General features: G+C 74.6%; 21 protein-coding genes and 3 pseudogenes. 10 read left to right on the forward strand and 14 right to left on the reverse strand.

From position 1 onward, the window contains the following. The 3 genes and pseudogenes from trxB to BJF88_RS05495 form a co-directional block, all read right to left on the reverse strand. Positions 1-939, reverse strand: a 939-nt coding sequence (trxB, locus tag BJF88_RS05485; protein ID WP_075828103.1) for a thioredoxin-disulfide reductase, incomplete at its 3' end; no start/stop codon positions are given. A gap of 173 nt (positions 940-1112) precedes the next feature. Further along, positions 1113-2240: a Gfo/Idh/MocA family protein gene (locus BJF88_RS05490; protein WP_075828070.1), complete on the reverse strand. Its 1128-nt coding sequence runs from the start codon at positions 2238-2240 to the stop codon at positions 1113-1115. Further along, positions 2237-4209 (reverse strand): annotated as a pseudogene (locus BJF88_RS05495) (DUF6807 family protein). The gene BJF88_RS05490 and the pseudogene BJF88_RS05495 overlap by 4 nt, the downstream one beginning before the upstream one ends. A 306-nt stretch (positions 4210-4515) precedes the next feature. Between BJF88_RS05495 and BJF88_RS05500 the strand changes: the two are divergent. The 5 genes from BJF88_RS05500 (at position 4516) to BJF88_RS05520 (ending at position 10945) form a co-directional block, all read left to right on the forward strand. Then, the gene (locus BJF88_RS05500) at positions 4516-5445 is read left to right on the forward strand and encodes a carbohydrate ABC transporter permease (RefSeq protein ID WP_075828104.1); all 930 of its coding nucleotides are present in this window, start codon (positions 4516-4518) and stop codon (positions 5443-5445) included. Beyond that, the gene (locus tag BJF88_RS05505) at positions 5438-6388 is read left to right on the forward strand and encodes a carbohydrate ABC transporter permease (protein WP_075828071.1); all 951 of its coding nucleotides are present in this window, start codon (positions 5438-5440) and stop codon (positions 6386-6388) included. Before BJF88_RS05500 ends, BJF88_RS05505 begins: the two co-directional genes overlap by 8 nt. A 345-nt stretch (positions 6389-6733) precedes the next feature. After that, positions 6734-7798 (forward strand): ABC transporter substrate-binding protein, encoded by a 1065-nt coding sequence (locus BJF88_RS05510; protein ID WP_255371795.1) that lies wholly within the window; start codon positions 6734-6736, stop codon positions 7796-7798. A gap of 196 nt (positions 7799-7994) precedes the next feature. Beyond that, complete coding sequence (locus tag BJF88_RS05515) at positions 7995-9368, forward strand: Gfo/Idh/MocA family protein (protein ID WP_075828072.1); 1374 nt, start codon at positions 7995-7997, stop codon at positions 9366-9368. Beyond that, positions 9365-10945: a UxaA family hydrolase gene (locus BJF88_RS05520; protein ID WP_075828073.1), complete on the forward strand. Its 1581-nt coding sequence runs from the start codon at positions 9365-9367 to the stop codon at positions 10943-10945. The genes BJF88_RS05515 and BJF88_RS05520 overlap by 4 nt, the downstream gene beginning before the upstream one ends. Positions 10946-11091: 146 nt before the next feature. Here BJF88_RS05520 and BJF88_RS05525 read toward each other — a convergent pair whose 3' ends face one another. From BJF88_RS05525 to BJF88_RS05540, 4 genes and pseudogenes are all read right to left on the reverse strand, one after another. Then, positions 11092-11988, reverse strand: coding sequence for a sugar phosphate isomerase/epimerase (locus BJF88_RS05525; RefSeq protein WP_075828105.1), 897 nt, complete (start codon positions 11986-11988; stop codon positions 11092-11094). 62 nt (positions 11989-12050) lie between these two features. Next, positions 12051-13270, reverse strand: a pseudogene (locus BJF88_RS05530) (dihydrodipicolinate synthase family protein). 83 nt (positions 13271-13353) lie between these two features. After that, complete coding sequence (locus tag BJF88_RS05535; RefSeq protein ID WP_075828074.1) at positions 13354-14520, reverse strand: Gfo/Idh/MocA family protein; 1167 nt, start codon at positions 14518-14520, stop codon at positions 13354-13356. 135 nt (positions 14521-14655) lie between these two features. After that, a complete protein-coding gene (locus BJF88_RS05540; RefSeq protein ID WP_075828106.1) occupies positions 14656-15693 on the reverse strand; it encodes a LacI family DNA-binding transcriptional regulator in 1038 nt (345 codons plus the stop codon). Positions 15694-15802: 109 nt separating this feature from the next. Between BJF88_RS05540 and BJF88_RS05545 the strand changes: the two genes are divergently transcribed. Then, on the forward strand, positions 15803-16828 hold the full coding sequence (locus BJF88_RS05545; RefSeq protein ID WP_075828075.1) for a 3-oxoacyl-[acyl-carrier-protein] synthase III C-terminal domain-containing protein: 1026 nt from the start codon (positions 15803-15805) through the stop codon (positions 16826-16828). Between the two features lie 36 nt (positions 16829-16864). On the opposite strand, the gene BJF88_RS05550 is transcribed toward BJF88_RS05545, so the two are convergent. Beyond that, positions 16865-17836, reverse strand: coding sequence for an alpha/beta fold hydrolase (locus BJF88_RS05550; RefSeq protein ID WP_255371780.1), 972 nt, complete (start codon positions 17834-17836; stop codon positions 16865-16867). Here BJF88_RS05550 and BJF88_RS05555 point away from each other — a divergent pair. Then, on the forward strand, positions 17835-18389 hold the full coding sequence (locus BJF88_RS05555; protein WP_075828077.1) for a TetR/AcrR family transcriptional regulator: 555 nt from the start codon (positions 17835-17837) through the stop codon (positions 18387-18389). The genes BJF88_RS05550 and BJF88_RS05555 overlap by 2 nt on opposite strands. Positions 18390-18414: 25 nt before the next feature. Here the strand turns inward: BJF88_RS05555 and BJF88_RS05560 are convergent, their stop codons facing one another. Next, the gene (locus BJF88_RS05560) at positions 18415-18918 is read right to left on the reverse strand and encodes a GNAT family N-acetyltransferase (RefSeq protein WP_075828107.1); all 504 of its coding nucleotides are present in this window, start codon (positions 18916-18918) and stop codon (positions 18415-18417) included. Between the two features lie 72 nt (positions 18919-18990). Here BJF88_RS05560 and BJF88_RS05565 point away from each other — a divergent pair. Further along, positions 18991-20042: pseudogene (locus BJF88_RS05565) on the forward strand (aldo/keto reductase). Between the two features lie 48 nt (positions 20043-20090). Here the strand turns inward: BJF88_RS05565 and BJF88_RS05570 are convergent. Next, a complete protein-coding gene (locus tag BJF88_RS05570) occupies positions 20091-20714 on the reverse strand; it encodes an ATP-binding cassette domain-containing protein (protein WP_255371781.1) in 624 nt (207 codons plus the stop codon). A 364-nt stretch (positions 20715-21078) separates the two neighbouring features. Here BJF88_RS05570 and BJF88_RS21320 point away from each other — a divergent pair, with 364 nt between their 5' ends. Together BJF88_RS21320 and BJF88_RS05575 are read left to right on the forward strand one after the other, a co-directional pair. Continuing rightward, on the forward strand, positions 21079-21792 hold the full coding sequence (locus BJF88_RS21320; protein ID WP_255371782.1) for a hypothetical protein: 714 nt from the start codon (positions 21079-21081) through the stop codon (positions 21790-21792). 8 nt (positions 21793-21800) lie between these two features. After that, on the forward strand, positions 21801-23354 hold the full coding sequence (locus tag BJF88_RS05575) for a SpoIIE family protein phosphatase (RefSeq protein ID WP_255371783.1): 1554 nt from the start codon (positions 21801-21803) through the stop codon (positions 23352-23354). Between the two features lie 83 nt (positions 23355-23437). Here the strand turns inward: BJF88_RS05575 and BJF88_RS05580 are convergent, their stop codons facing one another. The 4 genes from BJF88_RS05580 to BJF88_RS20255 form a co-directional block, all read right to left on the reverse strand. Beyond that, complete coding sequence (locus BJF88_RS05580; protein WP_075828078.1) at positions 23438-23914, reverse strand: ATP-binding protein; 477 nt, start codon at positions 23912-23914, stop codon at positions 23438-23440. Beyond that, entirely contained in the window at positions 23911-24216 is a 306-nt protein-coding gene (locus BJF88_RS05585) for an STAS domain-containing protein (RefSeq protein WP_075828079.1), read from the reverse strand. Before BJF88_RS05585 ends, BJF88_RS05580 begins: the two co-directional genes overlap by 4 nt. 183 nt (positions 24217-24399) lie before the next feature. Next, a complete protein-coding gene (locus BJF88_RS05590) occupies positions 24400-24849 on the reverse strand; it encodes a hypothetical protein (protein WP_075828080.1) in 450 nt (149 codons plus the stop codon). Beyond that, positions 24846-25838, reverse strand: a complete 993-nt coding sequence (locus BJF88_RS20255; RefSeq protein WP_075828081.1) for an Ig-like domain-containing protein — start codon at positions 25836-25838, stop codon at positions 24846-24848. Before BJF88_RS20255 ends, BJF88_RS05590 begins: the two co-directional genes overlap by 4 nt. Between the last annotated feature and the right edge of the window lie 35 nt (positions 25839-25873).

Here is a 25873-nt window from a genome sequence, read left to right on the forward strand (position 1 = left end):
GCCGGCGGCGTCGACGAGCTCGGTGAGGTAGCGCTGGGCGTCGAGGGCGGCGGAGCACCCGGAACCGGCGGCGGTGATGGCCTGGCGGTAGGAGTGGTCCACGAGGTCGCCGCAGGCGAACACACCGGGCAGGTTGGTGGCGGTCGAGCGTCCCACGACCTGCACGTAGCCCTCGGCGTCGAGGTCGACCTGGCCCGCCAGGAGCTCGCTGCGCGGCTCGTGCCCGATCGCGACGAACAGCCCGGTCACGGGGAACGGACGCTCCTCGCCGGTGACGGTGTCGCGCAGCGTGACGCCCTCGACCTTGTTCTCACCGGCGATGGCGACGACCTCGGAGTTCCACGCGAAGTCGATCTTCGGGTCGTTCAGCGCGCGGTCGGCCATGATCTTCGACGCCCGCACCTCGTCGCGACGGTGCACGATCGTCACCTTCTCGGCGAAGCGCGTCAGGAACGTGGCCTCCTCCATCGCGGAGTCGCCACCACCGACGACGGCGATGTGCTGGTCACGGAAGAAGAACCCGTCGCAGGTCGCGCACCAGGACACCCCACGGCCCGACAGGCGCTTCTCGTCGTCGATGCCGAGCTCGCGGTACGCGGACCCGGTCGCGAGGATCACGGCGCGGGCGCGGTACGTCTCGCCGTTCGCGGTGACGACCGTCTTCACCGGGCCGTCGAGCTCGAGCTTCTCCGCGTCGTCCCACTCCACGCGCGCGCCGAACCGCTCGGCCTGCTTGCGCATGCTCTCCATGAGGTCCGAGCCCATGATCCCGTCGGGAAACCCGGGGAAGTTCTCGACCTCCGTGGTGTTCATCAGCGCGCCACCGGCGGTCACCGACCCCGCGAGCACCACCGGGTCCAGCCCGGCACGGGCGGCGTAGATCGCGGCGGTGTACCCCGCGGGCCCGGAACCCACGATCACCAGATCCTGTATCGACATGCGTCTATGTTGACATCCATCGATGTAAGCGCGCAAGGAGAGTGCCTCCGAAGAACGACAGTCGTGGCAGGGGTGACCGCCCACGATCGCCCCGTCGGGGTCTGCGATTCCTTGCGCGCGCGACACGGGTGGGCAACGACGAGTGGAGATCGCCTGTGATCGGGAACCGCGGCTCAGCGGGCCCAGGGCACCCCGAGCTCGGCGAACGTCCGCGCGGAGCGCGCGGCGGCCTCGCACCACCGGGCGACGTCATCGACGACGGGTCGCCGGTCGTCGCCCTCGCCGTGCCAGGTCACGCACGCCGCAGGTACGGCGCGCGGCGCGGGCGCCGTGCGGACGGCCTCGAGCACGCGCATGAACGCGCCCGTGTCCCGGACGTCGCACGCGAGCCGGCGTGCCGGGTCGGCGCGCGTCGCGAGCAGGTCCTCGAGCAGCGGCGTGCGCCCGTAGGTCTTCTCGACCTGCAGCCGGGGCGTGCGCAGCGTGACCCGGTCGTGCTCGTACTCGAGCGCGATCTCGCCGTCGGTGCCGAGCACGAGCACGCGCGCCGGGGTGCGCTCGGGCGCGCACAGCGTGAGGCCTGCCCCGTAGCGCGTCCCGTCGGCTGCGACGACGCGCACGGACGAGGTGTCGTCGGCTTCGATGGGGTTCGCGCGGTGCAGGTCGACGACGACGTGCGCGACGTCGGCCGAGGTCCGTGCCCCGCCGACGCGGAGCATCGTCGCGATCGCGTGGGCGAGCGGGTTCGTCACGACGCCGTCGACGACGTCCCGGCCGTCGAGCCGACGTCGGCCCGCCCAGGGTGCGCGGCCCCAGTACCCCGCGGTCCGGACCCACGTGCCGACGGCGCCGAGACCGACGACCTCGCCGATCTCGCCGTCGGCGACGAGCTCCGTCACCGCGTCGAGCGCGTGCGACCCGAACGACTGGAAGCCGACCTGGCACAGCCGTCCGGTCCGCTCGGCCGTCTCGACGATCGCCGTGTGCTCGGAGAGCGACGCGGCCGTGGGCTTCTCGAGCAGGACGTCGAGCCCGGCCTCCATCGCGGCGCGCGCGAGCGGCAGGTGCGTGGGGATCGGGGTGGACAGGACGACGACCTCGGGCCGGACGTCGGGCTGCGTGGCGGACAGGAGGTCGCCGAGCGTCGGGAACCAGGGTGCGGGGGCGTCGTCGGGCCGGCGCGGGTCGACGACGGCGCACAGGCGGGCGAGACCGCGCGCCGCGAGCGCCTCGACGGCGCGCACGTGGGAGGCGCCGTGCCCGTGCACGCCGACGACCGCGACGGGTGCCGGTGCGCTCACCGCACGCGCTCCGCGAGCGCGGCGGCCTCGTCGAGGCCGAGCGCACGGTCCACGAGGACCGCGCGCAGCCCCGTCTCGAACGTGCCGCCCGCGGGGATGCTGCGCGGGGTGTCCCACGCGAGGGCCGGCCCGGCCCCGGGGTACTCGGCCGCCCGGACGAACCAGGGGAGCGGGTCGCCGTGCTGGACGAGCAGGAGCGTCGTCGTGTGCGTGGGGTGCTGCTGGACGTACGCCACCCACGGTGACGTGCTCCCGTGCGCGGTGGTCTCGCCGGGGCCGCCGGCGCTGAGCACGTCGCGGTTCGCGCGGTCGCGAGACGCCAGAAGAGGCCGCCGTACCCGGCGCCCGGGCGGCCGTTCGTCGCGGGCGAGCCGATGACGAGCGCCCCGCGCTCGGCGCGCAGGACCGAGCGCCAGTCGAGCACCCACGAGTCGTCGTCGAGCAGGCGGGCGTCCAGGCGCCGCTCCTCCTCGAGCTGGGGCACGCCGTGCTCGTCGTGCCAGCGCACGGCGTCGTGGAGCACGTGCGGCTCGACCGGGTCGACGAGCAGCGCGTGGCTCACCTGCCGGCCGTGGTTCGGCAGCAGGGTCGGGCCGACGTCCTCGACGTACGTCCGACCGCCCCAGTACGACGTCCCGTTGACGTCCGGGACGGCCATCGAGACGCCGTAGTGGTGCCGGTGGTCGACCGGGCCGGCGTCGGTGAGCGGGACGCCCGCGAGCGTGTGGACCGGGTGGAGGTGGGCGCGCGGCGCGTGCACCGGCGGGATGCGGTCGCCCTGCTGGTAGCGCGCGAGGCGCAGGTCCCCGCAGCGCAGCACGACGGCGTCGCCGTCCGCCGTCCACGCGACGTCCCGGGTCGCGGGCAGCACCGTGGGCGCGGCGGCGACGGTCGGCACGACGGGCACCGAGGCCGTGCGGGGCCGCGTCGTCGCACGGGCGCGGGCGACCTGCCGGGGCACCGGTCCCGTGCTCGCGCGGATCTCGAGCCGCGGCTCGAACCGGGTGACCTGCGAGGGGTGCCCGCCGGTCGCGATCGACGCGGCGAGCTCCTTCCAGGCGTGCCTCCCGAGCTCGGCCTGGGGCACGGCCACGGTCGTGAGGGACGGGGTGGCGTACCGGGCGAGGTCGATGTCGTCGAACCCCGCGACCGACATGTCCTTGGGCACGGCGACCCCGGCCTCGTTGAGGCCCGCGAGGAGGCCGAAGGCGACGAGGTCGTTGAACGCCAGGACGGCCGTCGGTCGTGCGGTGAGCACCTCGTCGACGACGGCGTGCCCCGCCGCGATGTCCGGCCCGGCGGGCAGGTCGACGAGCTCGACGTCGGGCCGGCGGTCGAGCACCGCGCGCAGGCCCGTGCGGCGCAGGGCGTCGGACGCGCTCCCCGGTGGTCCGGCGAGGTAGGCGATGCGCCGGTGGCCGAGGCCGATCAGGTGATCGAGCACCTGCTCGGCCGCGCGGGCGTAGTCGACGACGAGCGCCGGGACGCCCTCGGCGTCGACGGGCTCGCGGTTGACGAGCACGACCGGTGCCACCTCGCGCACGAGCGTGGTGAGCTCGGCGTCGGCCATGCGGGGCGAGACGAGCACGAGCGCGTCGCAGCGCAGCCGTGCCTCCAGCGCGGTCGCGGCCTCGTCCGTCGGGTCCTCGGCCGTGTCGGCCACGAGCACCCGGTACCCGGCGGGTGCCGCCGCGTTGGTCACGCCGCGCAGCACCTGCTGGAACATCGGGTTGCCGAGGTCGGGGACGACGAGCGCGACGGTGTTCGTGCGGCCGAGGGAGAGGCTGCGGGCGACGTTGCTCGGCCGGTAGCTGAGGTCGGCCGCGGCCTGCCGGACGCGCTCCGAGATCTCCGGGTCGACGGTCGAGCGCCCGTTCATGACCCGGGACACGGTCGCGCGCGACACCCCCGCGGCGGCGGCGACGTCCGCGATCGTGGCGGTGCCTCGACGTGTGCTCACGCTGGCCATCGTTCTCCCTCGGGTCGTCGTGCGCGCGCCGCAGCCCGCTCCGCGTCGTCGCGGGGCGGGCGCGTCACCGGTCGTGCCGGCCGCGGTGCGACTGACGCTACACCATAGGAAACCGGTTACCCATGTGGTACGTTCCGTGTCGAGCAACCGGTTTCCGGTCAACGGCGGCCGGTGCCGGCAGTGCTAGCAGGCGTCATCACGTCCGATGAGCGCCGACGAGTTCCGATCAGCGTTGACCGGAGGGAGAGGCATGACCCGCATCGCCGAGCGGACCCGTGGCCGCGAGGGAGGTGCGCCGTGGCGACCGTGACCGCACCCACGACCGCGACCGACCCGCGCCCGGGCCGCCGACCGACCCGACGACGCCGGGGGGACGGCCGCGCCGCCGCGCTGTTCCTCGCCCCGTGGTTCCTGGGCCTCGGCCTCATCACGGCCGGGCCGATGGTCGCGTCGCTCTACCTGTCGTTCACCGACTACGACCTGCTCCAGGCGCCGTCGTGGATCGGGTTCGAGAACTACGAGCGCATGTTCGCCGACCCGCGGCTGCTCGACTCGCTGCAGGTGACGTTCACGTACGTCTTCGTGTCCGTCCCGCTGCAGCTCGCCGCCGCGCTCGGTCTCGCCCTCCTGCTGGACAAGGGGCTGCGCGGCCTGGCCTTCTACCGGTCGGTCTACTACCTGCCCTCGCTCCTGGGTGGGAGCGTGGCCATCGCCATCCTCTGGCGGCAGGTGTTCGGCGCCGACGGCCTCGTCAACCAGGTCCTCGCGTTCTTCGGGATCCAGGGTCAGGGCTGGGTGTCGCACCCGGACTACGCCCTCGGCACCCTCGTCGTCCTCAACGTGTGGACGTTCGGCGCCCCGATGGTCATCTTCCTCGCCGGCCTGCGCCAGATCCCGGCGATGTACTACGAGGCCGCGTCCATCGACGGGGCCGGCCGTCTGCGCCGGTTCTGGTCGATCACGGTGCCGCTGCTCACGCCGATCATCTTCTTCAACCTCGTGCTGCAGCTCATCAACGCCTTCCAGTCGTTCACGCAGGCGTTCGTCGTGAGCGGCGGGACAGGCGGGCCGGCGGACTCGACGATGTTCTACACGCTCTACCTCTACCTCAAGGGCTTCGGCTCCTTCGAGATGGGCTACGCGTCCGCGATGGCCTGGTTCCTGCTCCTGATCGTGGGCGGGATGACGCTCGTCAACTTCCTCGCCTCCAAGTACTGGGTCTTCTACGATGACTGACACCACGACCGACGCCCCCACGGGCGCAGCCTCGCGAACGGCCGCCGGGCACGGCCCCGCCGCCTCGCACCCCGCACCGGACGTCCCGCCGTCCGCCGTCCGGCGTCGTCGCTCCCGGGCCCGCGCCGGGACCGTGATCCGGCACGTGCTGCTCGTGCTCTTCGGCCTGATCATGCTGTACCCGCTGCTGTGGATGCTGGTCAGCTCGTTCAAGCCGTCGGCGCTGATCTTCCGCGAGCCGGGACTCATCCCGAGCGACATCGACCTCAGCAACTACACGGAGGGCTGGAACGCGCTGCTCCACCCGTTCAGCCACTACCTGGTGAACTCCGCGGTGGTCGTGCTCGGCTCGGTGCTCGGCAACCTCGTGGCGTGCTCGCTCGCCGCCTACGCGTTCGCGCGCCTCGAGTTCCGCGGCCGCAAGGTGTGGTTCGCGATCATGCTCATGACGATCATGCTGCCGATCCACGTCGTCATCGTGCCGCAGTACATCCTCTTCTCGTCGCTGAGCTGGATCAACACGTTCCTGCCGCTCATCGTGCCGAAGATCCTCGCGACCGACGCGTTCTTCATCTTCCTCATGGTCCAGTTCTTCCGCGGCATCCCGCGGGAGCTGGACGAGGCGGCACGGCTGGACGGCTGCGGGCACGGGCGCATCTACGCGCGGATCATGATGCCACTCGCCCTGCCGGCCCTCGCGACGACCGCCATCTTCACGTTCATCTGGACGTGGAACGACTTCTTCAGCCAGCTGATCTTCCTCACCAAGCCGGACATGTACACGGTCCCGGTCGCGCTGCGCACGTTCGTCGACTCCACGGGCCAGAGCTCGTGGGGCGCGATGTTCGCGATGTCGATCGTCTCCCTGGTCCCCGTGTTCCTCGTCTTCCTGTTCGGCCAGAAGTACCTCGTCAAGGGCATCGCCACCACGGGCATCAAGTAGCCCGCCGGCTCCCGTCCAGCACGTCTCCACACCCGGCGCCCGCCGGGACCTGCCGATCGACACGACGACGTCTCGTCACGCACCGAAGGAGAGTCATGAACACGTCCATCACCCGCCGGAGCCGCAGGGCGCACCGCAGCGCCGCCGCGGCGGCCGCCCTCGTCGTCGGCGCCCTCGCGCTGACCGCCTGCTCCGGCGACAGCGGGGTCGTCCCCGCCGACGAGGACCCCGCCACGTCCGAGGAGCGGACGGCCCGTCGAGATCCGGTTCTCGTGGTGGGGCTCCGACACGCGCCACCAGCTCACGCAGGAGGTCATCGACCTCTTCGAGGAGAAGAACCCGGACATCACCGTCGTCCCCGACTACACCGACTGGGGCGGCTACTGGGACAAGCTCGCCACCTCGGTCGCCGCGGGCGACGCCCCCGACGTCATGACGCAGGAGGAGCGCTACCTCGCCGACTACGCGAGTCGCGGGGTCCTCGCGGACCTCTCCGAGCTGGACATCGACACCTCGGCGATCGACGAGAACGTCCTGGCGTCGGGCGAGACCGACGGCGGCCTGTACGGCATCGCGACGGGCGTGAACGTCTACGCGATGCTCGCGGACCCGAAGATCTTCTCCGAGGCCGGCGTCGAGCTGCCCGACGACACGACGTGGACCTGGGACGAGTACGTCGACATCGCGGGCCAGATCTCGGCCGGCACGCCCGACGGCGTCTACGGCGTGCAGGACTACGGCTTCAACGAGCCCGGGTTCGCGATCTTCGCGCGCCAGCGCGGCGAGGCGCTGTACACCGAGGACGGCTCGCTCGGCTTCTCGGAGGAGACGCTCGCCGACTTCTTCCAGGTCTCGCTCGACCTGCAGGCCAACGGCGGCGAGCCCGACGCCGCGCGGTCGGTGGAGATCGACGCGGCCGGCCCCGAGGGGTCGCTGCTCGGGACCAACTCCGGCGCGATGGGCGTGTGGTGGACGAACCAGCTCGGGGCGATCAGCACCGCGGCGGGCCGCGACCTGCAGCTCCTGCGGTTCCCCGGCGAGTCCGAGTTCGAGCGCACGGGCATGTACTTCAAGCCCGCCATGTACTACTCGGTCGCGAAGACGTCCGAGCACCCCGAGGCCGCGGCGAAGTTCGTCGACTTCCTGCTCAACGACCCGGAGGCCGGCGCGCTGATCCTCTCGGACCGCGGCCTGCCCGCGAACACCGCGTCCGCGCGGAGGTCGCCGACCTCCTGCCGCCCGTCGAGCAGCAGGCGGCCGACTTCCTCGCCGACCTCGAGGACGAGATCGTCGACGGCCCGGCCGTGCCGCCCGTGGGCGCCGGTGACGTCGTCGAGATCATCCGCCGCATCAACACCGAGGTGCTGTTCGGCAACCTCTCGCCGGACGACGCCGCCGCGCAGTTCATGACCGAGGTCGAGGCCGCCATCGGCTGACGCCATCGGCTGACTCCGCCGGCCGGCGCCCGTCGGCCGACCACCGGACGCCCCGCGGCGTCCACCCCAGCTGGCCGGCCCGGCCCCCCGTCGCCCCACGGGACCGGGCCGGCCGACCCTCGCGCCGGCCGTCGCGCCCGGGTCGAGCCGAGAACCACGGAAGGACCGTCGTGCCGCCCCTCGCCGAGACACCCCAGGAGACCGACGCGCGCCGCCGCTACGCCGTCGTCGGGACCGGCCACCGCGCCCAGATGTACGTCGACGCGGTCCTCGGCCCGCACCGCGACGCGGCCCGCGTCGTCGCGTGGTGCGAGCCGAACCCCGTGCGCGCCGCCTACTACGACGACCTCGTGCGCGCGGCCGGCGAGGCGCCGGTGCCGACGTACGCCCCGGACGACCTCGAGGCGATGATCGCGCGCGAGCGGGTCGACGCCGTCGTGGTGACGACGCCGGACCACACGCACGCCGACGTCGTCGCGCGCGTCCTGGCAGCGGGCGCGGACGTCGTGCTCGAGAAGCCGATGACGACGACGGGCCGGGGGTGCCGGACGATCGCCGACGCGGTCGCGGCGCACGGTCGCGACGTCGTCGTGACGTTCAACTACCGCTACTCGCCGCGCAACACCGCGCTCAAGCGGCTGATCGCGGACGGCGAGATCGGCGAGGTCACCGCCGTGCACTTCGAGTGGGTGCTCGACACCGTGCACGGCGCCGACTACTTCCGCCGCTGGCACCGCGACAAGGAGTCCTCGGGCGGGCTCCTCGTCCACAAGTCCAGCCACCACGTCGACCTCGTCAACTGGTGGGTCGGCGACGTCCCCGACCTCGTCTTCGCGCGCGGCGGCCTGCGGTTCTACGGGCCCGACGGCGCGCGGCCGGCCGGGGAGCGCCCCGCGCGCGGGACGCGCGGCGCCCCCGACGGGCCGACGGCGGACGCGCCCCGCGACCGGTTCCTGCTCGACCTCGCCGACGACCCGCGACTGGCCGACCTCTACCTCGGCGCCGAGGCCCACGACGGCTACCGGCGCGACCAGGACCCGTTCGCCGCCGGCGTGACCATCGAGGACACCGCGGCCGTCCTCGTGCAGTACGCCCGCGGCGCGCTGCTCACCTACTCGCTCACCGCCTACGGGCCCTGGGAGGGCTACCGCGTGAGCGTCACCGGCACGCGCGGTCGCGCCGAGCTCGAGGTCGTCGAGCGCGGGGCGGTCGTCGTCGGGCCGGACGGGCGCCCGGTGCTCGACCCGTCGGCGCAGGAGGCCGCCGCGAGCGGACCGGTCCGCCCGCGCGGTGAGCGCCTCGTCGTCCAGCGGCACTGGGAGGAGGCGCGCGAGGTGCCGATCCCGGTCGGTCAGGGCGCGCACGGGGGCGGGGACGCGATGCTGCTGCGCGACGTCTTCCGCGGCGCGGGGGACGACCCGCTCGGCCGTCCCGCCGGGTGGCGCGACGGACTGCTCGCCGCGGGCGTCGGCATCGCCGCGAACCGGTCGCTCGAGACGGGGCAGCCGGTGCGCGTCAAGGATGCCGTCGGGGGCGCAGCGTGAGCGCGCCCGCCGGTGCCCGCACGGCGCTCCTCGTGCTGCGCCCCGAGGACGACGTCGCGGTCGCGACGCGCGACCTCGCGCCCGGCGCGGTCGTCACGGCCGACGGTGCGGCCGACGGTGCGTCCGACGTCACGGCCGGCGGGGTGAGCGTGCTCGTGCGCGACCCGGTGCCCCGCGGCCACAAGGTGGCGCTGCGCGCGGTCCCCGCCGGCGCGCCGGTGCGCAAGTACGGGCAGGTCATCGGCGTCGCGACGACCGACGTCGCGCCGGGCGACCACGTGCACGGGCACAACCTCGGGTTCGAGGAGGGGGAGCGCGAGCACGAGCTCGCGACCGTGCACACCGAGCTGCCCGTCCCCGACGGGCCACGGCCGACCTTCCGCGGGTACCGGCGCGCGGACGGGCGCGTCGGCACCCGCTCGTACGTCGCGATCCTCACCTCGGTGAACTGCTCCGCGAGCACCGCGCGCATGATCGCCGACCAGTTCCGCGGGTTCGCGCTGGACGCGTACGACGACGTCGACGGCGTCGTCGCCCTCACGCACCAGTCGGGCTGCGGCCTCGTGCCGAGCAGCGAGGGCGCGCAGGTGCTGCTGCGCACGCTGCGCGGCTACGCCGCCCACCCCAACGTCACGGGCGTGCTCGTGCTCGGCCTCGGCTGCGAGATGATCGCCGTCGACACGGTCCTCGCGGGCGCGCGCCTGTCGCCGGACACCGTCGTGCGGACGCTGACGATCCAGGACTCCGGGGGAGTCCGCGCGACCGTGCGGGCCGGCGTGCAGGCGGTCCGCGAGATGGTCGAGGAGATCGACGGCCGCTTCGCGCGCACCGAGTGCGACGTGTCCGAGCTCGTGCTCGGCCTCAACTGCGGCGGCTCCGACGGGTACTCCGGCATCACCGCGAACCCGGCGCTCGGGCTCGCGTCCGACCAGCTCGTCGCCTACGGCGGCACCTCGGCGCTCGCGGAGACGCCGGAGGTCTTCGGCGCGGAGCACCTCCTCACGCGGCGCGCCGTCACGCCCGCGGTGGGGCAGCGGCTGCTCGACCGCCTCGCCTGGTGGCAGGACTACGCCGCCGCCGGCGGTGGCAGCCTCGACAACAACCCGTCGCCCGGCAACAAGGCGGGCGGCCTGACGACCATCCTCGAGAAGTCCCTCGGCGCCGTCGCCAAGGGCGGGCAGGCCGACCTCGCGGCCGTGCACGAGTACGCCGAGCCGATGACCACGCCGGGCTTCGTGTTCATGGACACCCCGGGCTACGACCCGGTGTCCGTGACGGGTCTCGTCGCGGGCGGCGCGACGGTCGTGTGCTTCACGACTGGGCGCGGGTCGGTGTTCGGCTGCAAGCCCACGCCGTCGATCAAGCTCGGCACGAACAGCGAGCTGTTCGCCCGCATGGGCGACGACATCGACGTCGACTGCGGTCGCGTCGTCGACGGCACGGCCACGCTCGCGGAGGTCGGCGACGAGATCTTCGCGCGCATCCTCGCGGTCGCGTCGGGGGAGGCGACCGCGAGCGAGGACCTCGACATCGGCGGCGAGGAGTTCGTGCCGTGGCAGCTGGGCACGGTCACCTGAGCGCGGTGCCCGGCCCCTGACGGGGCCGGGCCGACGACGAGCGCGCAGGACGAAGGGCGCCGCCCGGGGGAGGAGAGGCAGTTCCCCGGGCGGCGCCCTTCTCGTGCGCCGCGGCGGCGGTCCGTCGTCGCCGCCGCGGCCGTCGGTCAGCCGCCCGCTGTGCCCAGGTGCGGCAGGACCAGACGTGCGTAGCCGTCCGCGACCCGCGCGACGACGTCGGCCGTGGGGGTGTCCCACACGGCCTGGTTGAAGATCTCGGTCTCGACGTCGCCGGCGTAGCCCGTCTCCGCGACCCATCGCGTGATGGTGGGGAAGTCGACGTAGCCGTCGCCGACGTGCCCGCGGGACAGGAGCGGGTCGGCGGCGAGCGGCAGGATCCAGTCGCAGACCTGGTAGCCGGCGATCCGACCCTCGGCGCCGGCGCGCACGATGCTCTCGCGCAGCGCCGGGTCCCACCACACGTGGTACGTGTCCACGACGACGCCCACCGTGCCCGCGTCGAACGGCGCGGCGAGGTCGAGCGCCTGGCCGAGCGTCGAGAGCACCGCCCGGTCGGCGGCGAAGATCGGGTGCAGCGCCTCGAGGACGATGCGCACGCCGTGCTCGGCCGCGAACGGGACGAGGTCGGCGACGCGGTCCGCGACCCGGGCGCGCGCGGCGACGAGGTCGCGGTCGCCCGGGCCGGCGTCGGGCCGCGGTGCCTGGCCGGGCGTGCCGTTCGCGGGCAGGCCCCCGACGACGAACACGAGCTCGCGCGTCCCGACCGTCGCGGCCTCCTCGATCGCGCGACGGTTGTCGTCGAGCGCCGAGGTGACGCCCGCGGCGTCCGGCGCGGTGAGGAACCCGCCGCGGCACAGCGAGGAGACGCGCAGCCCGGCGTCGGCCACGACGCGGGCCGCGCGCCCCGCGCCGATCTCCTGGACGCGGTCGCGCCACAGCCCGACCGCGCCGTAGCCGGCCTCGGCGGCCGCCGCGACGGCCTCCTCGAGCGTCGCGCGCTTGACGGTCGCGGTGTTGAGCGAGCAGCGCGACAGGTCGGGCACGCCCGCGATCGCACTCGCCGCCACGGACCGCGTGCCGGGCGCGCTCGTCGGGGTCGGCGCGGTCATCGCGTCACCCCGTTCGCGTCGAGGAACGTCCGCGTGCGCCGGGCGGCGAGGTCGGGGTCGAGGAGGAGCCCTGCGCGGTCGGCGAGGCGGACCAGCGCGACGAGGTGCGCGACCGACCGCCCGGACTGCAGCCCCCCGACCATCTGGAAGCCCTCCTGCGCGCCGTTGAGCCAGGACAGGAACGCGATCCCGGTCTTGTAGTAGTACGTCGGCGCGGCGAACACGTGCCGACCGAGCAGCTCGGTCGACGCCAGGATCGCGTGCGCGCGGTCGGGGTGCCCGGCGTCGAGCGCCTGGAGCGCGGTCGACGCCGCCGGGTAGATCGCGGCGAAGATGCCGAGCAACGCGTCGGAGTGGGACCGCCCGTCGCCCACCACGAGCTCGGGGTAGTTGAAGTCGTCGCCCGTGTACAGGCGCACGGGTCCGGGGGCACCCGGGCCGGAGCCCGGGTCCAGCGCGGCGAGGCGGGCGCGCAGGCCCTTCTCGTGGTCGGCGTCGAGCAGCGACACCTTGACCCCGTCGACACGGCTCTGGTGGGCGCGGATGAGGTCGACGAAGACGTCGGTCGCGGCGGCGACGTCAGCCGAGCCCCAGTAGCCCGCGAGCGCGGGGTCGAACATCGTGCCGAGCCAGTGCAGGATCACGGGCGCGTCGGCCTCGGCGAGCACGGCGTCGTAGACGCGCGCGTAGTCCTCGGGCGAGCGGGCGACCCGGGCGAGCGCGCGCGAGGCCATGACGATCACCTGCGCGCCGGCCTCCTGCACGACGCGGACCTGCTCGCGGTAGGCCTTCACGACGGCGTCGAGCGCGGCGGGGTCGCCGCGCTCCCAGGTCGCGACGAGGGCGGGGTCGAGCTGGTCGGTGCCGGCGCCGCACGCGACGCGCGCGCGACCGAGCGCGCCTCGGCGGCGGAGCGACGCACGAGCTCCTGCGTCGCGGCCCAGTCGAGGCCCATGCCGCGCTGCGCGGTGTCCATCGCGTCGGCGACGCCGAGCCCGTGCTCCCAGATGCGGTGCCGGTAGGCGAGGGTCGCGTCCCAGTCGACGACGGCCGGCGCGCCCGGGACGTTCTCCGCGCCGACCTGCGGCACGACGTGCGCGGCCGCGAAGGCGACGCGCGAGGTGATCGGCGCGGACGGCCGGGTCCACGGTCCGGGGACGAGCAGCTCGCGGACCTCGGTGCCCGCGACGCGACCGTCGTCGCCGAAGCGCGGCAGGTGCACGACGGCGCCCGAGCCGTCGCGGTCGCGCAGCTCCCGCGCGCCGGGGAGCGCCTGCGTGGCGGAGGTGGCCGGGGCGCTCACAGCGCGATCTCCGGGACGTCGAGGCGCCGGCCCTCGGCGGACGAGCGCAGGCCGAGCTCGGCGAGCTGGACGCCGCGGGCGGCGGAGAGGAGGTCGTAGCGGTGCGGGCGCCCGGCGTGCACGTCGCGGAGGAACTCCTCCCACTGCGCCTTGAAGCCGTTGTCGAGGTCGGCGTTCGCCGGGACCTCGAGCCACTGGTCGCGGAACGGCTCGGTGACGGGCAGGTCGGGGTTCCACACCGGCTTGGGGGTGTGGGCGCGCTGCTGGGCGACGCACTTGCGCAGCCCGGCGACGGCGGAGCCGTGCGTGCCGTCCACCTGGAACTCGACGAGCTCGTCGCGGTAGACGCGCACGGCCCACGACGAGTTGATCTGCGCGACGACCGGGTCGCCGGCGGGCGTCTCGACCTCGAAGATGCCGTACGCCGCGTCGTCGGCGGTCGCCGTGTACTCCTGGCCCTGCTCGTCCCAGCGCGTGGGGATGTGCGTGGTGGTCTGCGCGGTGACGGTGCGCACGGAGCCGAGGATGCCCTCGAGGACGTAGTTCCAGTGGCAGAACATGTCGGTGGTCATGCCGCCGCCGTCCTCGGCGCGGTAGTTCCACGACGGGCGCTGGGCCGCCTGGTGGTCGCCCTCGAACACCCAGTAGCCGAACTCGCCGCGCAGCGACAGGATGCGGCCGAAGAAGCCCTCGTCGACGAGGCGACGCAGCTTGACGAGGCCGGGCAGGTACAGCTTGTCGTGCACGACGCCCGCCGTGACCCCGGTCTCCTCCCGCAGGCGCGCGAGGTCCACCGCCTCGGCGAGAGTCTCCGCCGTCGGCTTCTCCGTGTAGACGTGCTTGCCCGTCTGCATGGCCTTCGTCAGGGTCTTCGCGCGCAGCGCGGTCATCGAGGCGTCGAACACGACGTCGACGTCCGGGTCGGCGATCGCGCCGTCGAGGTCGGTGGTCCAGTGCTCGACGTCGTGCTGCGCGGCGAGCTCGCGGATCTTCGACTCGTTGCGGCCCACGAGGACGGGCTCGACCTGCAGGCGGGTCCCGTCCGGCAGCTCGACGCCGCCCTGCTCCCGGATCGGCAGGATCGAGCGGAGGAGGTGCTGGCGGTAACCCATGCGGCCGGTCACGCCGTTCATGGCGATCCGCAGGGTGCGGGAGGTGGTCATTCGGCTTCGGCTCCGTTGCGTCGGCCCGGCACGGCCGGGAGGGCGTGTGGGGGTCGCAGTCCCGCACGGGAATGCGCTTTCCCCACTGTACGACAGAACGCGCTCCGGAGGGAAGGGCGACGTGGCGGCGGCCGCTCAGCGGGTGGGCTGCCGGGGCGTCGAGGCGCGGACCACGACCTCGCCGCGCACCACGACGCGCTGCTCCGTGGACGGCTCGCCCGCGCCGAGGGCCAGTCGCACGGCGGCGGCGCCGACGTCGTGCAGCGGCAGCCGGACCGTCGTGAGGCCGGGCGTGACGTCGCGGAGCGTGACGATGTCGTCGAAGCCCGCGACCGCGACGTCGTCCGGGACGCCGAGGCCCGCGTCGCGCAGCGCGGCCGTCGCGCCGACGGCCATGACGTCGGTCACCGCGACGAGCACCACGCCCGGGCGTCCGCGCAGCAGCGGCAGCGCGGACGTCGCCGCGCCGTAGCCGCCGTCGCGCGTGAACTCGCCCGGGACGACGTGCTCCGCCGGGACGTGCACGCCGCGCTCGGCGAGCCCCTCGAGGAGGCCGTGCGTCCGGTCCGCCGCGGTCCGGTGGTCGGGCGGCCCCGCGAGCACGACGACGTCGCGGTAGCCCAGCCCGTGCAGCGCGCCCGCGAGCTCGGCGGCGCCCTCGCGGTTCGCGATCTGCACGCACGGCAGGTCGTCGAGCGGCTGCCCCACGGTCGCCACGCGGCCCCCGCCCGACACGTAGCGGGCGAGCGTCGCGAGCAGTCGGGCGCGGTCGTCGTCGCCGCCGAGGCGGCTCCCCGCCAGCACGAGCGCCTGCGGACGCTGGCGCGCGAGGAGCTCTACGACCTCGGCCTCGCGCACCGGGTCCGTCCGTGTCGACGCGAGCGTCACGACGAGCCCGTCGTCCTCCGCCGCCTCGCTCACGCCCGCCGCGAGCGTCGAGAAGTAGGGGTCGGCGATGTCGTGCACCACGAGGCCCAGCGCGCTCGAGCGTCCCCGCGCCATGGCCTGCGCCCGCGCGTCGGGCGTGTACCCGAGCCGCTCCGCGGCCGCCAGGACGCGCTCGCGCAGAGCGGGGCCGACGACGCGGGTCGCGCTCCCGTTCAGCGCGCGCGAGGCCGTCGCGAGGGAGACGCCCGCCTCGCGGGCCACGTCGCTCAGGGTGGGGGAGGGCACGAGGTCAGCGTAGGGCAGGCGCTTACCGGCGTGGCGCACGGTGCGCGCGCGACCGGTCGCCGGGGGGCCGGCTTGGTCGATCCGCGCGGCCGGGTGAATGATCGGACCCATGATCGCTCCCGCCACCGGCGCCCCCGGCTCGCGCATCGTCGGGCTCGGGCACTTCCAGCCCGAACGGACCATGACGAACGACGACGTGGCGCAGCTCGTCGAGACGAACGACGAGTGGATCCGCTCGCGCACGGGCATCGTCACGCGCCATGTCGCCGACGACGGCACGACCGTCGCCGACATGGCCGTCGCCGCGGGGCGGCACGCGCTCGAGGACGCCGGGGTCGGCGCCGCCGACGTCGACCTCGTGGTCGTGGCCACCGCGACCGCCGTCGACCGCTCGCCCAACACCGCCGGTCGCGTCGCCTACCACCTGCGCACCGGCGTCATGCCGGGCGAGTCGACGCCGGAGGAGGCGTCCGAGCTCGACCTGCGCGGCGTCGTCGGGCCCGCCGTGCTCGACGTCAACGTCGCGTGCTCCGGCTTCGCGCACTCCGTGGCGCTCGCGGACCAGGCGATCCGCGCCGGCTCCGCGCGCACCGCCCTCGTCGTGGGGGCGGAGAAGCTCACCGCGTTCACCGACTGGACCGACCGCAGCACGTGCATCCTCACGGCGGACGGCGCGGGCGCAGCCGTGCTCCAGGCCTCGGAGACGCCCGGGGTCGGGCCGGTGACGTGGGGCTCGGAGCCCGACCTCACGCCCGCCGTGCTCATCGAGGCGCCGGAGGACAGGTTCGCCCAGGACGGCCGCGCGGTCTTCAAGTGGGCCATCACGCGCGCTGCCGACCGCGCCCGCTCCGTCGTCGAGCGCTCCGGCGTCTCGCTCGACGACGTCCAGGTGCTCGTCGCGCACCAGGCCAACCTGCGGATCATCGAGCCGCTCGCCAAGGCGCTCGGCATGGAGGACCGCGTCGTCGTCACCGACATCGTCGAGTCGGGCAACACGTCCGCCGCGTCCATCCCGCTCGGGCTGTCGAAGTGGTGGCACGCCGGCAAGATCCCCGCCGGGGTGCCCGCGCTGCTGTTCGGGTTCGGCGGCGGGTTCGCGTGGGCGGGCCAGGTCGTGGAGACGCCGACGCGCTGAGCGCGGTGCGCCGGCGAGGGTGGCCGGCGCGCCCCGTCACGCGGCGCGGTCGAACCAGTCGAGCGCGAGGTCGGCGACCGCGGCGGGGGCGTCGTCGGCGATGAAGTGCGCGGCGTCGTCGACGTACGCGAACGCGAGACGGTCCGCGTAGCGCGCGGGGTCGGGGCAGACGCGGCCCATCACGTCCTCGGTCCAGGGGCGGTCGCGACGGCCGAGGACGACGAGCGTGGGCACGGTGAGCCGTCGTCGGCGGTAGGTGCCGCGCATCATCCGCAGCCCCTCGGGCAGGATCATGCCGCGGGTCAGCGGGCGCACCGCGGCGTCGACCTCGGGTCGGCGCAGCGGGGCGAGGTGGGCGTCGACGTCGCCCTCCGGCATCGGGTGCGCGACGTAGGGCTCGGCGAGGACGCCGCGCAGGGAGGCGCCCGGCCGGTGCCAGACGAACGGCGGCAGGTGCCGGAAGCCGGGGAGGATCCTCGGGCTGAACCTCATGAATCCCGGCGGCACGGAGAGCTGCACCGCCGTGCGCACCCGTTCGGGGTGCTCGTAGGTCAGCTGCATGGCGGTGATGGCGCCCATGTCGTGGGAGACGACGTGGGGGCGCTCGACCTCGAGGGCGTCGAGGAGCGCGAGCAGGTCGTGGAGCCGGGTCTCGCGGTCCACGCGGGGGTCGTCCGCCTCGGTCCAGCCGGCTCCGCGCAGGTCCGGGCACAGCACGCGGTAGCCGCGCGCGGCGATCGCGGGCGCGACGTCGCGCCACTGCCACCAGTGCTGCGGGAACCCGTGCAGCATCACGACCGGGTCGCCGTCGCCGACGGTGGCGACGTGGGTGCGCAGGCCCGACGTCTCGACGACGCGATGGTCGAACCCTGGGGCCTCGGGCAGCGGTGGCGACCACGCCGGCGCGCCCTCGGGGCGGGTGGTTCGGGGCTGCGACGTCGTCATGACGACTCCCTCGTCCGGCCGACTACTATGTTCATAGTAGACCCGTGGGGAGGGGGCGTCCATGGCCGCGAGCACCCGCGAGCGCGCGCTGGAGGCGGCCGTGGAGCTGCTCGGGGCGGAGGGCGTGCGGGCGCTGAGCCACGCCCGCGTCGACGAGCGGGCCGGGCTGCCGGCAGGGTCGACGTCGAACTGGTTCCGCACCCGCCGCGCCCTGCTCGGCGGGGTGGTCGACTGGATCGCCGAGCGCGAGCGTGCCGAGCTCGACCCGGCCGGGGCGCCGGCGATCAGCGGTCCCGACGACCTGGTGGACGCGTTGTGCGCCGGGATCGTGCTGCAGACCGGGCCGTTCGCCACGCGCACCCGCGCCCGCTACGCCCTCTTCCTCGAGCTCGCCGGCGACCCGGAGCTCGGACGGCCGCTGCGGCACCAGCGCCAGGAGTTCGAGCGGTGGACCGAGCGCGTCGTCACCGACATCGGCATCCCCGACCCGGCGCCGGCGACCCGGGCACTCATGGCGCTCGCCGACGGGCTGCTCCTGCACCGGCTCACCGTCGACCCCGACCTCGACCTGCGCCCCGCCGTCGAGCGGGCGGTGCGGGCGCTCGCGGGTGCGTGACGTCGGCGGCGTCGGGCGCGTGCCCTCAGAGCGTGCGGTGCATGATGTGCAGGCCGACGAGCCCGAGGGCGGGGTGGTCGAACGCCTCCGGCACCGTGGCGAGGACCGTGAAGCCGAGGGACTCCCACAGCCGGACCGCGCGCTCGTTGGTCTCGACGACGGCGTTGAACTGCATCGCGCGGTACCCGTCGGCGCGTGCGCCGTCCAGGACGGCGTGGGCGAGGGCGCGCCCGACACCGCGCCCGCTCGCGTCGCGGTCGACGACGAAGCTCGCGTTGGCGACGTGGGCGCCGGCTCCGGGATGGTTGGGCAGGTACTTCGCGGTGCCGAGCACCGTCCTGCCGGTGGCGTCGACCGCGACGAGGACGCGCGCGCCCGGGCTCCCGGCCCACGCGGTGCGCGCCGCGTCCTCGGTGATGTCCCGCGGGTAGGTGTAGGTCTCGCCGGCGCGGAGGACGGGCTCGAGGGCCCGCCAGATGCCGGGCCAGTCGTCGCCGGTCGCCGCCCGCACGTGGAGCTGGTCGTCCATGAGGTGAGGGTAGGTCGCCGACGTCGACGAGCCCGCCACGAGACGTCGCCGCCGGACGGGCACAATGGGCTCATGCCTCTCACCTCGCGCTACGTCGCCGCCGACGACCGCTACGACTCGATGACCTACCGCCGGACGGGACGCAGCGGGCTCGACCTGCCGGCGATCTCGCTCGGGCTGTGGCACAACTTCGGCGACACGACGCCGTTCGAGACGCAGCGGGCCGTGCTGCGCCGCGCGTTCGACCTCGGGGTCACGCACTTCGACCTCGCGAACAACTACGGCCCGCCGTACGGGTCGGCGGAGGAGAACTTCGGCCGGCACCTCGCCCAGGACCTGGGGGCGTACCGCGACGAGCTCGTCATCTCGTCGAAGGCGGGCTACGACATGTGGCCCGGCCCGTACGGCGACGGCGGCTCGCGCAAGTACCTCGTCTCGTCGCTCGACCAGTCGCTGCAGCGCATGGGTCTCGACTACGTCGACGTCTTCTACCACCACCGTCCCGACCCGAGCACGCCGCTCGAGGAGTCGATGCAGGCCCTCCACGACGTCGTCCAGGCCGGCAAGGCGCTGTACGTCGCGTCTCGAACTACTCGCCGGCGCGCACCCGCGAGGCCCACCGCATCCTCGCCGACCTCGGCACGCCGCTGCTCATCCACCAGCCCAGCTACTCGATGCTCAACCGCCACGTCGAGGACGCGGCGCACGAGGACCGCTACGACGGCGTGCAGAGCGAGTCGCTGCTCGACGTCGTGGGCGAGCTCGGCGTGGGCACGATCGTCTTCTCGCCGCTCCAGCAGGGCCTGCTCACCGACAAGTACCTGTCGGGCGACGCGCCCGCGGGGTCGCGCGCGGCCCGTCCGGACTCGCCGTTCCTCTCGGCCGACAGCATCGACGAGGGCTACCTCGCGACCGCCCGGGCGCTGGACGAGGTGGCGCAGGGCCGCGGCCAGACGCTCGCCCAGCTCGCGCTCGCGTGGGTGCTGCGCGACGAGCGCGTCACGTCCGCGCTCATCGGCGCGAGCAGCGTGCGGCAGCTCGAGAACAGCGTCGCCGCGCTCTCCGCGGCACCGTTCACGGCGGACGAGCTCGACGCGGTCGAGCGCGCACTGTCCTCGAGGTAGGGCCCAGGGCCCTCGCCCGGGACCGTGCGGACCGGGTGCCGCTCGCGGTCAGCGGAAGCGCTGCACCGCGAGCGGCGCCGCCTCGGCGAGCGCGCGGACGGCCGGGTGGTCGGCGCCGGGGGCGTCGCCCGCGACGACGTCACGCAGCGGCCCCGACGCGACGAACGTCCCTCCGGCGAGCACGTGCACGGTCGGGCACATCCGCTCGACGAGCTCGAGGTCGTGCGAGACGAGCACGACGGCGGTCCCGAGCGCGCCCGTCGTCTCGCGCAGCCGCCGCACGACGTCGCCGCGCATCGCCGGGTCGACCGCCGTCAGCGGCTCGTCGAGCAGCAGCGCGCGGGGCCGCGTGGCGAGGGCGACGGCGAGCGCGAGCCGCTGCTTCTCGCCGCCGGACAGCGAGTGCACCGTGCGCGTCGAGAGCCGTGGCTCGAGAGCGACGTCGGCCAGCAGGTCGGCGACCGGCCGTCCGTTCGCCCGCCCCGCCTTGCGCGCCTCCGTCAGCGCGGCCGAGAGCGTGCGGTCGACGCTCCAGCGCGGGTCGATGCCCACGCCCTCGAGCCCGTCCTGCGACACGCGCCGCACGTCGGCCCGGAAGACCTTCTTGTCGCGGCGCGACAGCTTCGACACGGTGCGGCCGTCGTAGGTCGCGTGGCCGGCCGTGGGCCGCACGAGCCCGACGAGCGTGCGCAGGACCGTCGGACTTGCCGGCTCCGGACTCCCCGACGATCCCGACGGGCTCCGTCCCCGGGACGACGTCGAGGTCGATCCCGTGGACGACGTCGGGTCCGCCGTACCCGGCGGCGAGGGCCGGTGGCGCGCAGGATCGGGGGCGTGGCGGTCGTGCTCATGGTCACCTTCTGCTCGTCGGCTCGGGCGCGGGCGTCTCGTCGCACCGCTCCCGCACGTGTCCGACGAACGACGGTACTCCTCGGTTCCGCACGTTAGCCTGTACCGTCGTACCGGATCTTCGTGCCCAGGCGGTCCGACGACGTGTGGCAGGCGCCCGGCGCGCCACGAGGACCGGAGGACGCCCGTGACGAGGACGGTGGACGACGACGGGCTCCTCGCGCCCGGCGAGCCCGTCGACCTCGACAACTGCGCGCGCGAACCGATCCACGTCCCCGGCATGATCCAGCCTCGCGGGGCGCTGCTCGTCGTCCGCGAGAGCGACGGCACGGTGCTCCAGGTCTCCTCGAACTCCGCGGTGTTCCTCGGCTCCGAGCCCGAGGACCTCCTCGGGCAGCCGCTCGCCGCAGCCCTCGGGTCGCCGGCGGCCACGACCGTGCTCGAGCACGCCGCGAGCGGCGAGGACCTCGCGGTCCGCAACCCCCTCACCGTGCGGCTCGAGGGCGCGGGCGTCGTCCGCGAGGTCGACGCCGTCCTGCACCGCCCGCCGCTGCCCGACCGGGGCCCGGGCGCCGAGCCGGTGCTCGTCGTCGAGCTCGAGGCCGCGGCGGGCGAGCGTCCGCTGACGTTCCGCAACACCTATCTGCGCGTCCGCCGTGCCCTGCGCGACCTGGAGCGCGCCGCGAGCCTGCACGAGCTCTACGACGACGCCGCACGGCACGTGCGGGCGCTCACCGGCTTCGACCGCGTGATGATCTACCGCTTCGACGCCGAGTACAACGGGGAGGTCGTCGCCGAGGCGCGCCGGGAGGACCTCAACTCCTTCCAGGGCCTGCACTACCCGGCGTCCGACATCCCGCCGCAGGCCGCGCGCTGTACGAGAAGAACTGGATCCGGCTGATCGCCGACGTGGACTACACCCCCGCGCCGGTGGTCCCCACCGACCTGCCCACGAACGGCGCGCCGCTCGACCTCACGTACTCGACGCTGCGCAGCGTGTCGCCGATCCACCTCGAGTACCTGCGGAACATGGGCGTGCGGGCGTCGATGTCGATCTCGCTGCTCCACGACGGCAAGCTCTGGGGCATGATCGCGTGCCACCACTACGCCGGCGCGCACGAGCCCCCGTACGAGGTCCGGACCGCCGCGGAGTTCCTCGGCTCGGCCCTGTCCGTGCGGCTCGTGGGTCAGGCCGAGGAGGAGCGCGACGCCGAGGTCCGGCGGGCGGAGAGCGTCCTGGCGCACCTCGCGGCCGACAGCCGTGACGACGCCGCCCCGCTCGGCACCGCGATCACGCGCTCCGGCTGGCTGCGCAAGCTCGTGCGCGCGGACGGCGCGGCGGTGGTCGCCGAGGGGCGCCTCATCTCCGTGGGCAGCGTCCCCGACGACGACGGCTGCCGTGCCCTCGTCGCGTGGGTGCTCGCGCAGGGCGAGGAGCTCGTCGCGACCGACTGCCTCGTGCGCGACGCGCCCGACGTCGCGGCCATGGCCCCGGACGTCGCGGGCGTGATGGGCATCGTGCTGCCCGACGGCCAGGTCGTCGTGTGGGTGCGCGACGAGGTGCTGCGCCACGTCGACTGGGGCGGCGACCCGTACAACAAGGCCCTGGCGTCGCGCGAGGGCGACACGGTGCGGCTCAGCCCGCGCAAGTCCTTCGAGCGGTGGCGCGAGGTCGTGCGGGGGCACAGCCGCCCGTGGACGCCCGACCAGACCGACTCGGCCGCGGCGCTGCGCGGCCACCTCGTCGAGGCGCTGTACGTGCGCGGGCGCAAGGACCTGCGCGCCACGGAGTCGCTCCAGCGCAGCCTCCTGCCGGCGATCCTGCCGCAGGTGCCGGGCTGGTCGATCCGGTCGCGCTACGAGTCGGCCGGCGACGGGTACGTCGGCGGCGACTGGTACGACGCGCTCGACCTGCCGTCCGGCAAGGTCGCCCTCGTCGTCGGGGACGTCACCGGGCACGGGCTGCAGGCCGCCGCGACGATGGGACAGCTCAGCACGACCCTGCGCGCCGCGCTGGTGACCACGTCGTGCGCCGCTCGCGCCGTGGAGAAGCTCGCGGAGTTCGCGCGGTGGACGCTGCCCGGCGAGGTCGCGACGCTCGCCGTGGCGGTGCTCGACCCGGCGACCGGCGTCGTCGAGCACGCGTCCCTGGGGCACCCGCCCCTGCTCGTCGTCGAGCCCGACGGGACGACGCGCTGGACGGAGCAGGCGAGCGCCCCGCCCCTCGGTCTCGTGGAGACCACGCCGAGCGTGAACAGTGTCGAGGTGGCGCCCGGCGGCGCGCTGGTGCTGTACAGCGACGGCCTCGTCGAGCGGCGGGGAGAGTCGATCCGCGACGGGCTCGCCCGGCTGGCGGCGACCTGCACGGGCGGCGTCCTCGACGTCGACGCCATCGTCACGGCGGCGCGCGACCCGCGCTCGGCGGACGACGCCACGCTGCTCGTCCTGCGCCGCGACGCCTGACCGCCCGGGGTCCGGCGGCTCGGGCCAGGTCGGGCCGACCGGCTCAGCCGTACCGGCTCAGCAGCTCGGCTCAGCAGGTCGGCTCAGCCGAGCAGCGCCAGAGCGCTGCGCGCGCTCGCGCCCGCGCGGAACAGCGGCACGACGAAGCGGGCCCACACGTGCTTCTCGCCCGTCGTCGTGCCGAACCAGCCGACCTCGCGGGCGGTGCGCCGCGCGAGCTGCAGGCCGAACCCGCCGTCGCCCGGCGGGCGGTGCGCGTCGATCACGGGCGGCAGCTCGGGGGAGTGGTCCACGACGTCGACGACGAACTCGCGCCCGTCGCTGAGCAGGCGCAGCCGGGCGGGGGGCCGCCCGTGGCGCAGGGCGTTCGTGGCCAGCTCGCTCGCGACGAGCACGACGCGCTCGGGCACGGCCTCGAGGTGCCGGTCGGGAGGGAGCGGAGCGCCCGTGAGCACGCGGTGCAGCGCGCCGCGGAGGTCGGCCAGGTCGGCCATGGAGCCGAGGCGCCAGACGCCGATCTCCACGAACCGGTCCGGGATGACGGACCGGTCGATCGTCACCGGGTCTCCTCGAGGTCGAACAGCGTCACGACGCCGCTCAGGTCGAGGAGGTCGCGCACGCGCTGCGGGGTGCCGACGAGCGCCGGCTTCCCGGTGCCGGCGGTCGCGGCGTGGTAGAGGAGGCGCAGGCCGCCGGAGTCCATGAACGTCACGGAGGACAGGTCGATGCGGATCCGCCCTGCGGCGGACTGCGCGTGCCGGACCAGCTCGTCCTCGTGGCGCGCCTGCACGGCGGCGTCGATCTCGCCGTACATCACCCACAGCGAACCCTGGTCCTGCACTGTCACACCGCTGTCGGTCACGGACGAGCCTCCTCCGGTCCATCCCGGGCTGTCCGGGCACCGGGTCTACGCTACGCAATCTGCGCGCCGTGCGCTCGTCCGCCCCGCCGTCCGGGACGCGTCCGGGACACGTCCGGCACGGCGGACGACGACGGCCACCCGCCGGCGGTGCCGGTCGGGTGGCCGTCGAGCGCTGTGCGAGGGTCAGCAGGTCCGCGCGCCGTGCGCGACCTCCTGCCCGGCGCCGCCGTCGACCGCGACGACGACGGTGCCGGCGTCGACGGACGCGCTCCGGGTCGCGAACGCGTGGTACGCGTTCTTCCCCGGCGCCACGTCGGCGAACGAGCGGTCGCCGTACGGCGTCGACACCGCGACGTCGACGGGCGCGTCACCCTCGTTCGTCACGCGGACGGCGACGTACACCTTCCCGGCGAGGCAGCGCGGCTCGGCGGTCGCCGTGACGGGTGCCTGCGCACCGCCGTCGGTCCACGCGAGCGTGTACGCGCGCTCGGAGCCGTCCTCGGCCGTCACGGTGACGTTCGTGGTCCCCGGGACCGTCTCGGCGGGGTCCACGCGGACGGTCGCGTACGGGTCGTGCGCGGTGGCCGCCACGGCGGGCACGCCGTCGGGCGCGGGACGCTCGTACGTCGTCACCTGCGGGTCGAGCCCGCGAGCGGCTCGCCGTCGACGGTGATGCCCGACGCCGCGGTGTCCGTCCCCGTGCCCGGCACCTGGGCCAGCACCTCGATCTCGGAGACCACCATGTGAGTGTTCTCCCGCGCGGCGAGCACGACGCGCACCGCGGACGTCCGCACGTCGGCGGGCACCGTGACCGCGGGGGCGGGCCCGGTCGTCGGCGCGTCGATCGCGACGGGCTCCCCGACGTCGGTCCACGTGCCGTCGATGAGCGCCTGGAGCTGCACGGACCGCGCCCAGCTCGCGCTGGACCCGTCCTTCCAGAAGTGCGTCACGACGCCGGTGACGTCACGCTCGGCCGGGAGCGTCACGGTCAGGGTGTCCGACGCGCGCTTCGTCCCGGAGAGCCAGTTCGACCACGCCTTGTCGGTGAGGTTCCCGTTCACGACCCCGGCGACGGAGTAACCGGGCTCGGTGAACGTCGCCCCCGCGGCCGTGCCCGGGGCGAGCGCGCCGTTCGCGGACGTCGCCTCCGTGACCTGGACGCGGACCGTCGCGGGCAGGGTCTCGCCGGACCCCGCGTCGGCCGTGCCCGCGAGCTCGACCACGCCGACCTCGTCGAACGCGCCCGCGGGAGCGGCGTCCCACACGACCGGGCGCTGCACCTCGGCGCCGCCCGCGGCGAGCGCCGTGACGGTCGCCGGCAGCGCGGGAGTCCCGCCCGCGTACGCCTTCGCGCGCGCAGGCAGCGTGCGCTCGAGCGTGTCCACGACGACGCTCGCCGTCGCCTCGACCGTGCCTCCCGTGGGCAGGGCCACGGTCCCGGCGACCTCGACGGTCCCCGCCGTCTCCCACGCGTCGTCGGACGGCAGTTCCCACGCCACCGGCAGCTCGCCGCGCGCGCCGTCCCGGTACACGGGGACGACGACGTCCGGCAGCACGGGCGCGATACCCGGCGTCGTGAACGCCTCGACGGGCTCCGTGCCGAGCACCGTCTCGTCGACCACGCGCCAGCGCTGGTTGCGCCCGAGTTGGCGAGGTA

Source organism: Cellulosimicrobium sp. CUA-896, from assembly GCF_001942335.1.
Lineage (GTDB): Bacteria > Actinomycetota > Actinomycetes > Actinomycetales > Cellulomonadaceae > Cellulosimicrobium.

What these genes read in the sequence shown, in the direction of transcription:
- BJF88_RS05535 (WP_075828074.1), bottom strand. Translation starts at nt 14,520, where the DNA reads ATGACCACCTCCCGCACCCTGCGGATCGCCATGAACGGCGTGACCGGC.
- BJF88_RS05560 (WP_075828107.1), bottom strand. Translation starts at nt 18,918, where the DNA reads ATGGACGACCAGCTCCACGTGCGGGCGGCGACCGGCGACGACTGGCCC.
- BJF88_RS05545 (WP_075828075.1), top strand. Translation starts at nt 15,803, where the DNA reads ATGATCGCTCCCGCCACCGGCGCCCCCGGCTCGCGCATCGTCGGGCTC.
- BJF88_RS05505 (WP_075828071.1), top strand. Translation starts at nt 5,438, where the DNA reads ATGACTGACACCACGACCGACGCCCCCACGGGCGCAGCCTCGCGAACG.
- BJF88_RS05555 (WP_075828077.1), top strand. Translation starts at nt 17,835, where the DNA reads ATGGCCGCGAGCACCCGCGAGCGCGCGCTGGAGGCGGCCGTGGAGCTG.
- BJF88_RS05550 (WP_255371780.1), bottom strand. Translation starts at nt 17,836, where the DNA reads ATGGACGCCCCCTCCCCACGGGTCTACTATGAACATAGTAGTCGGCCG.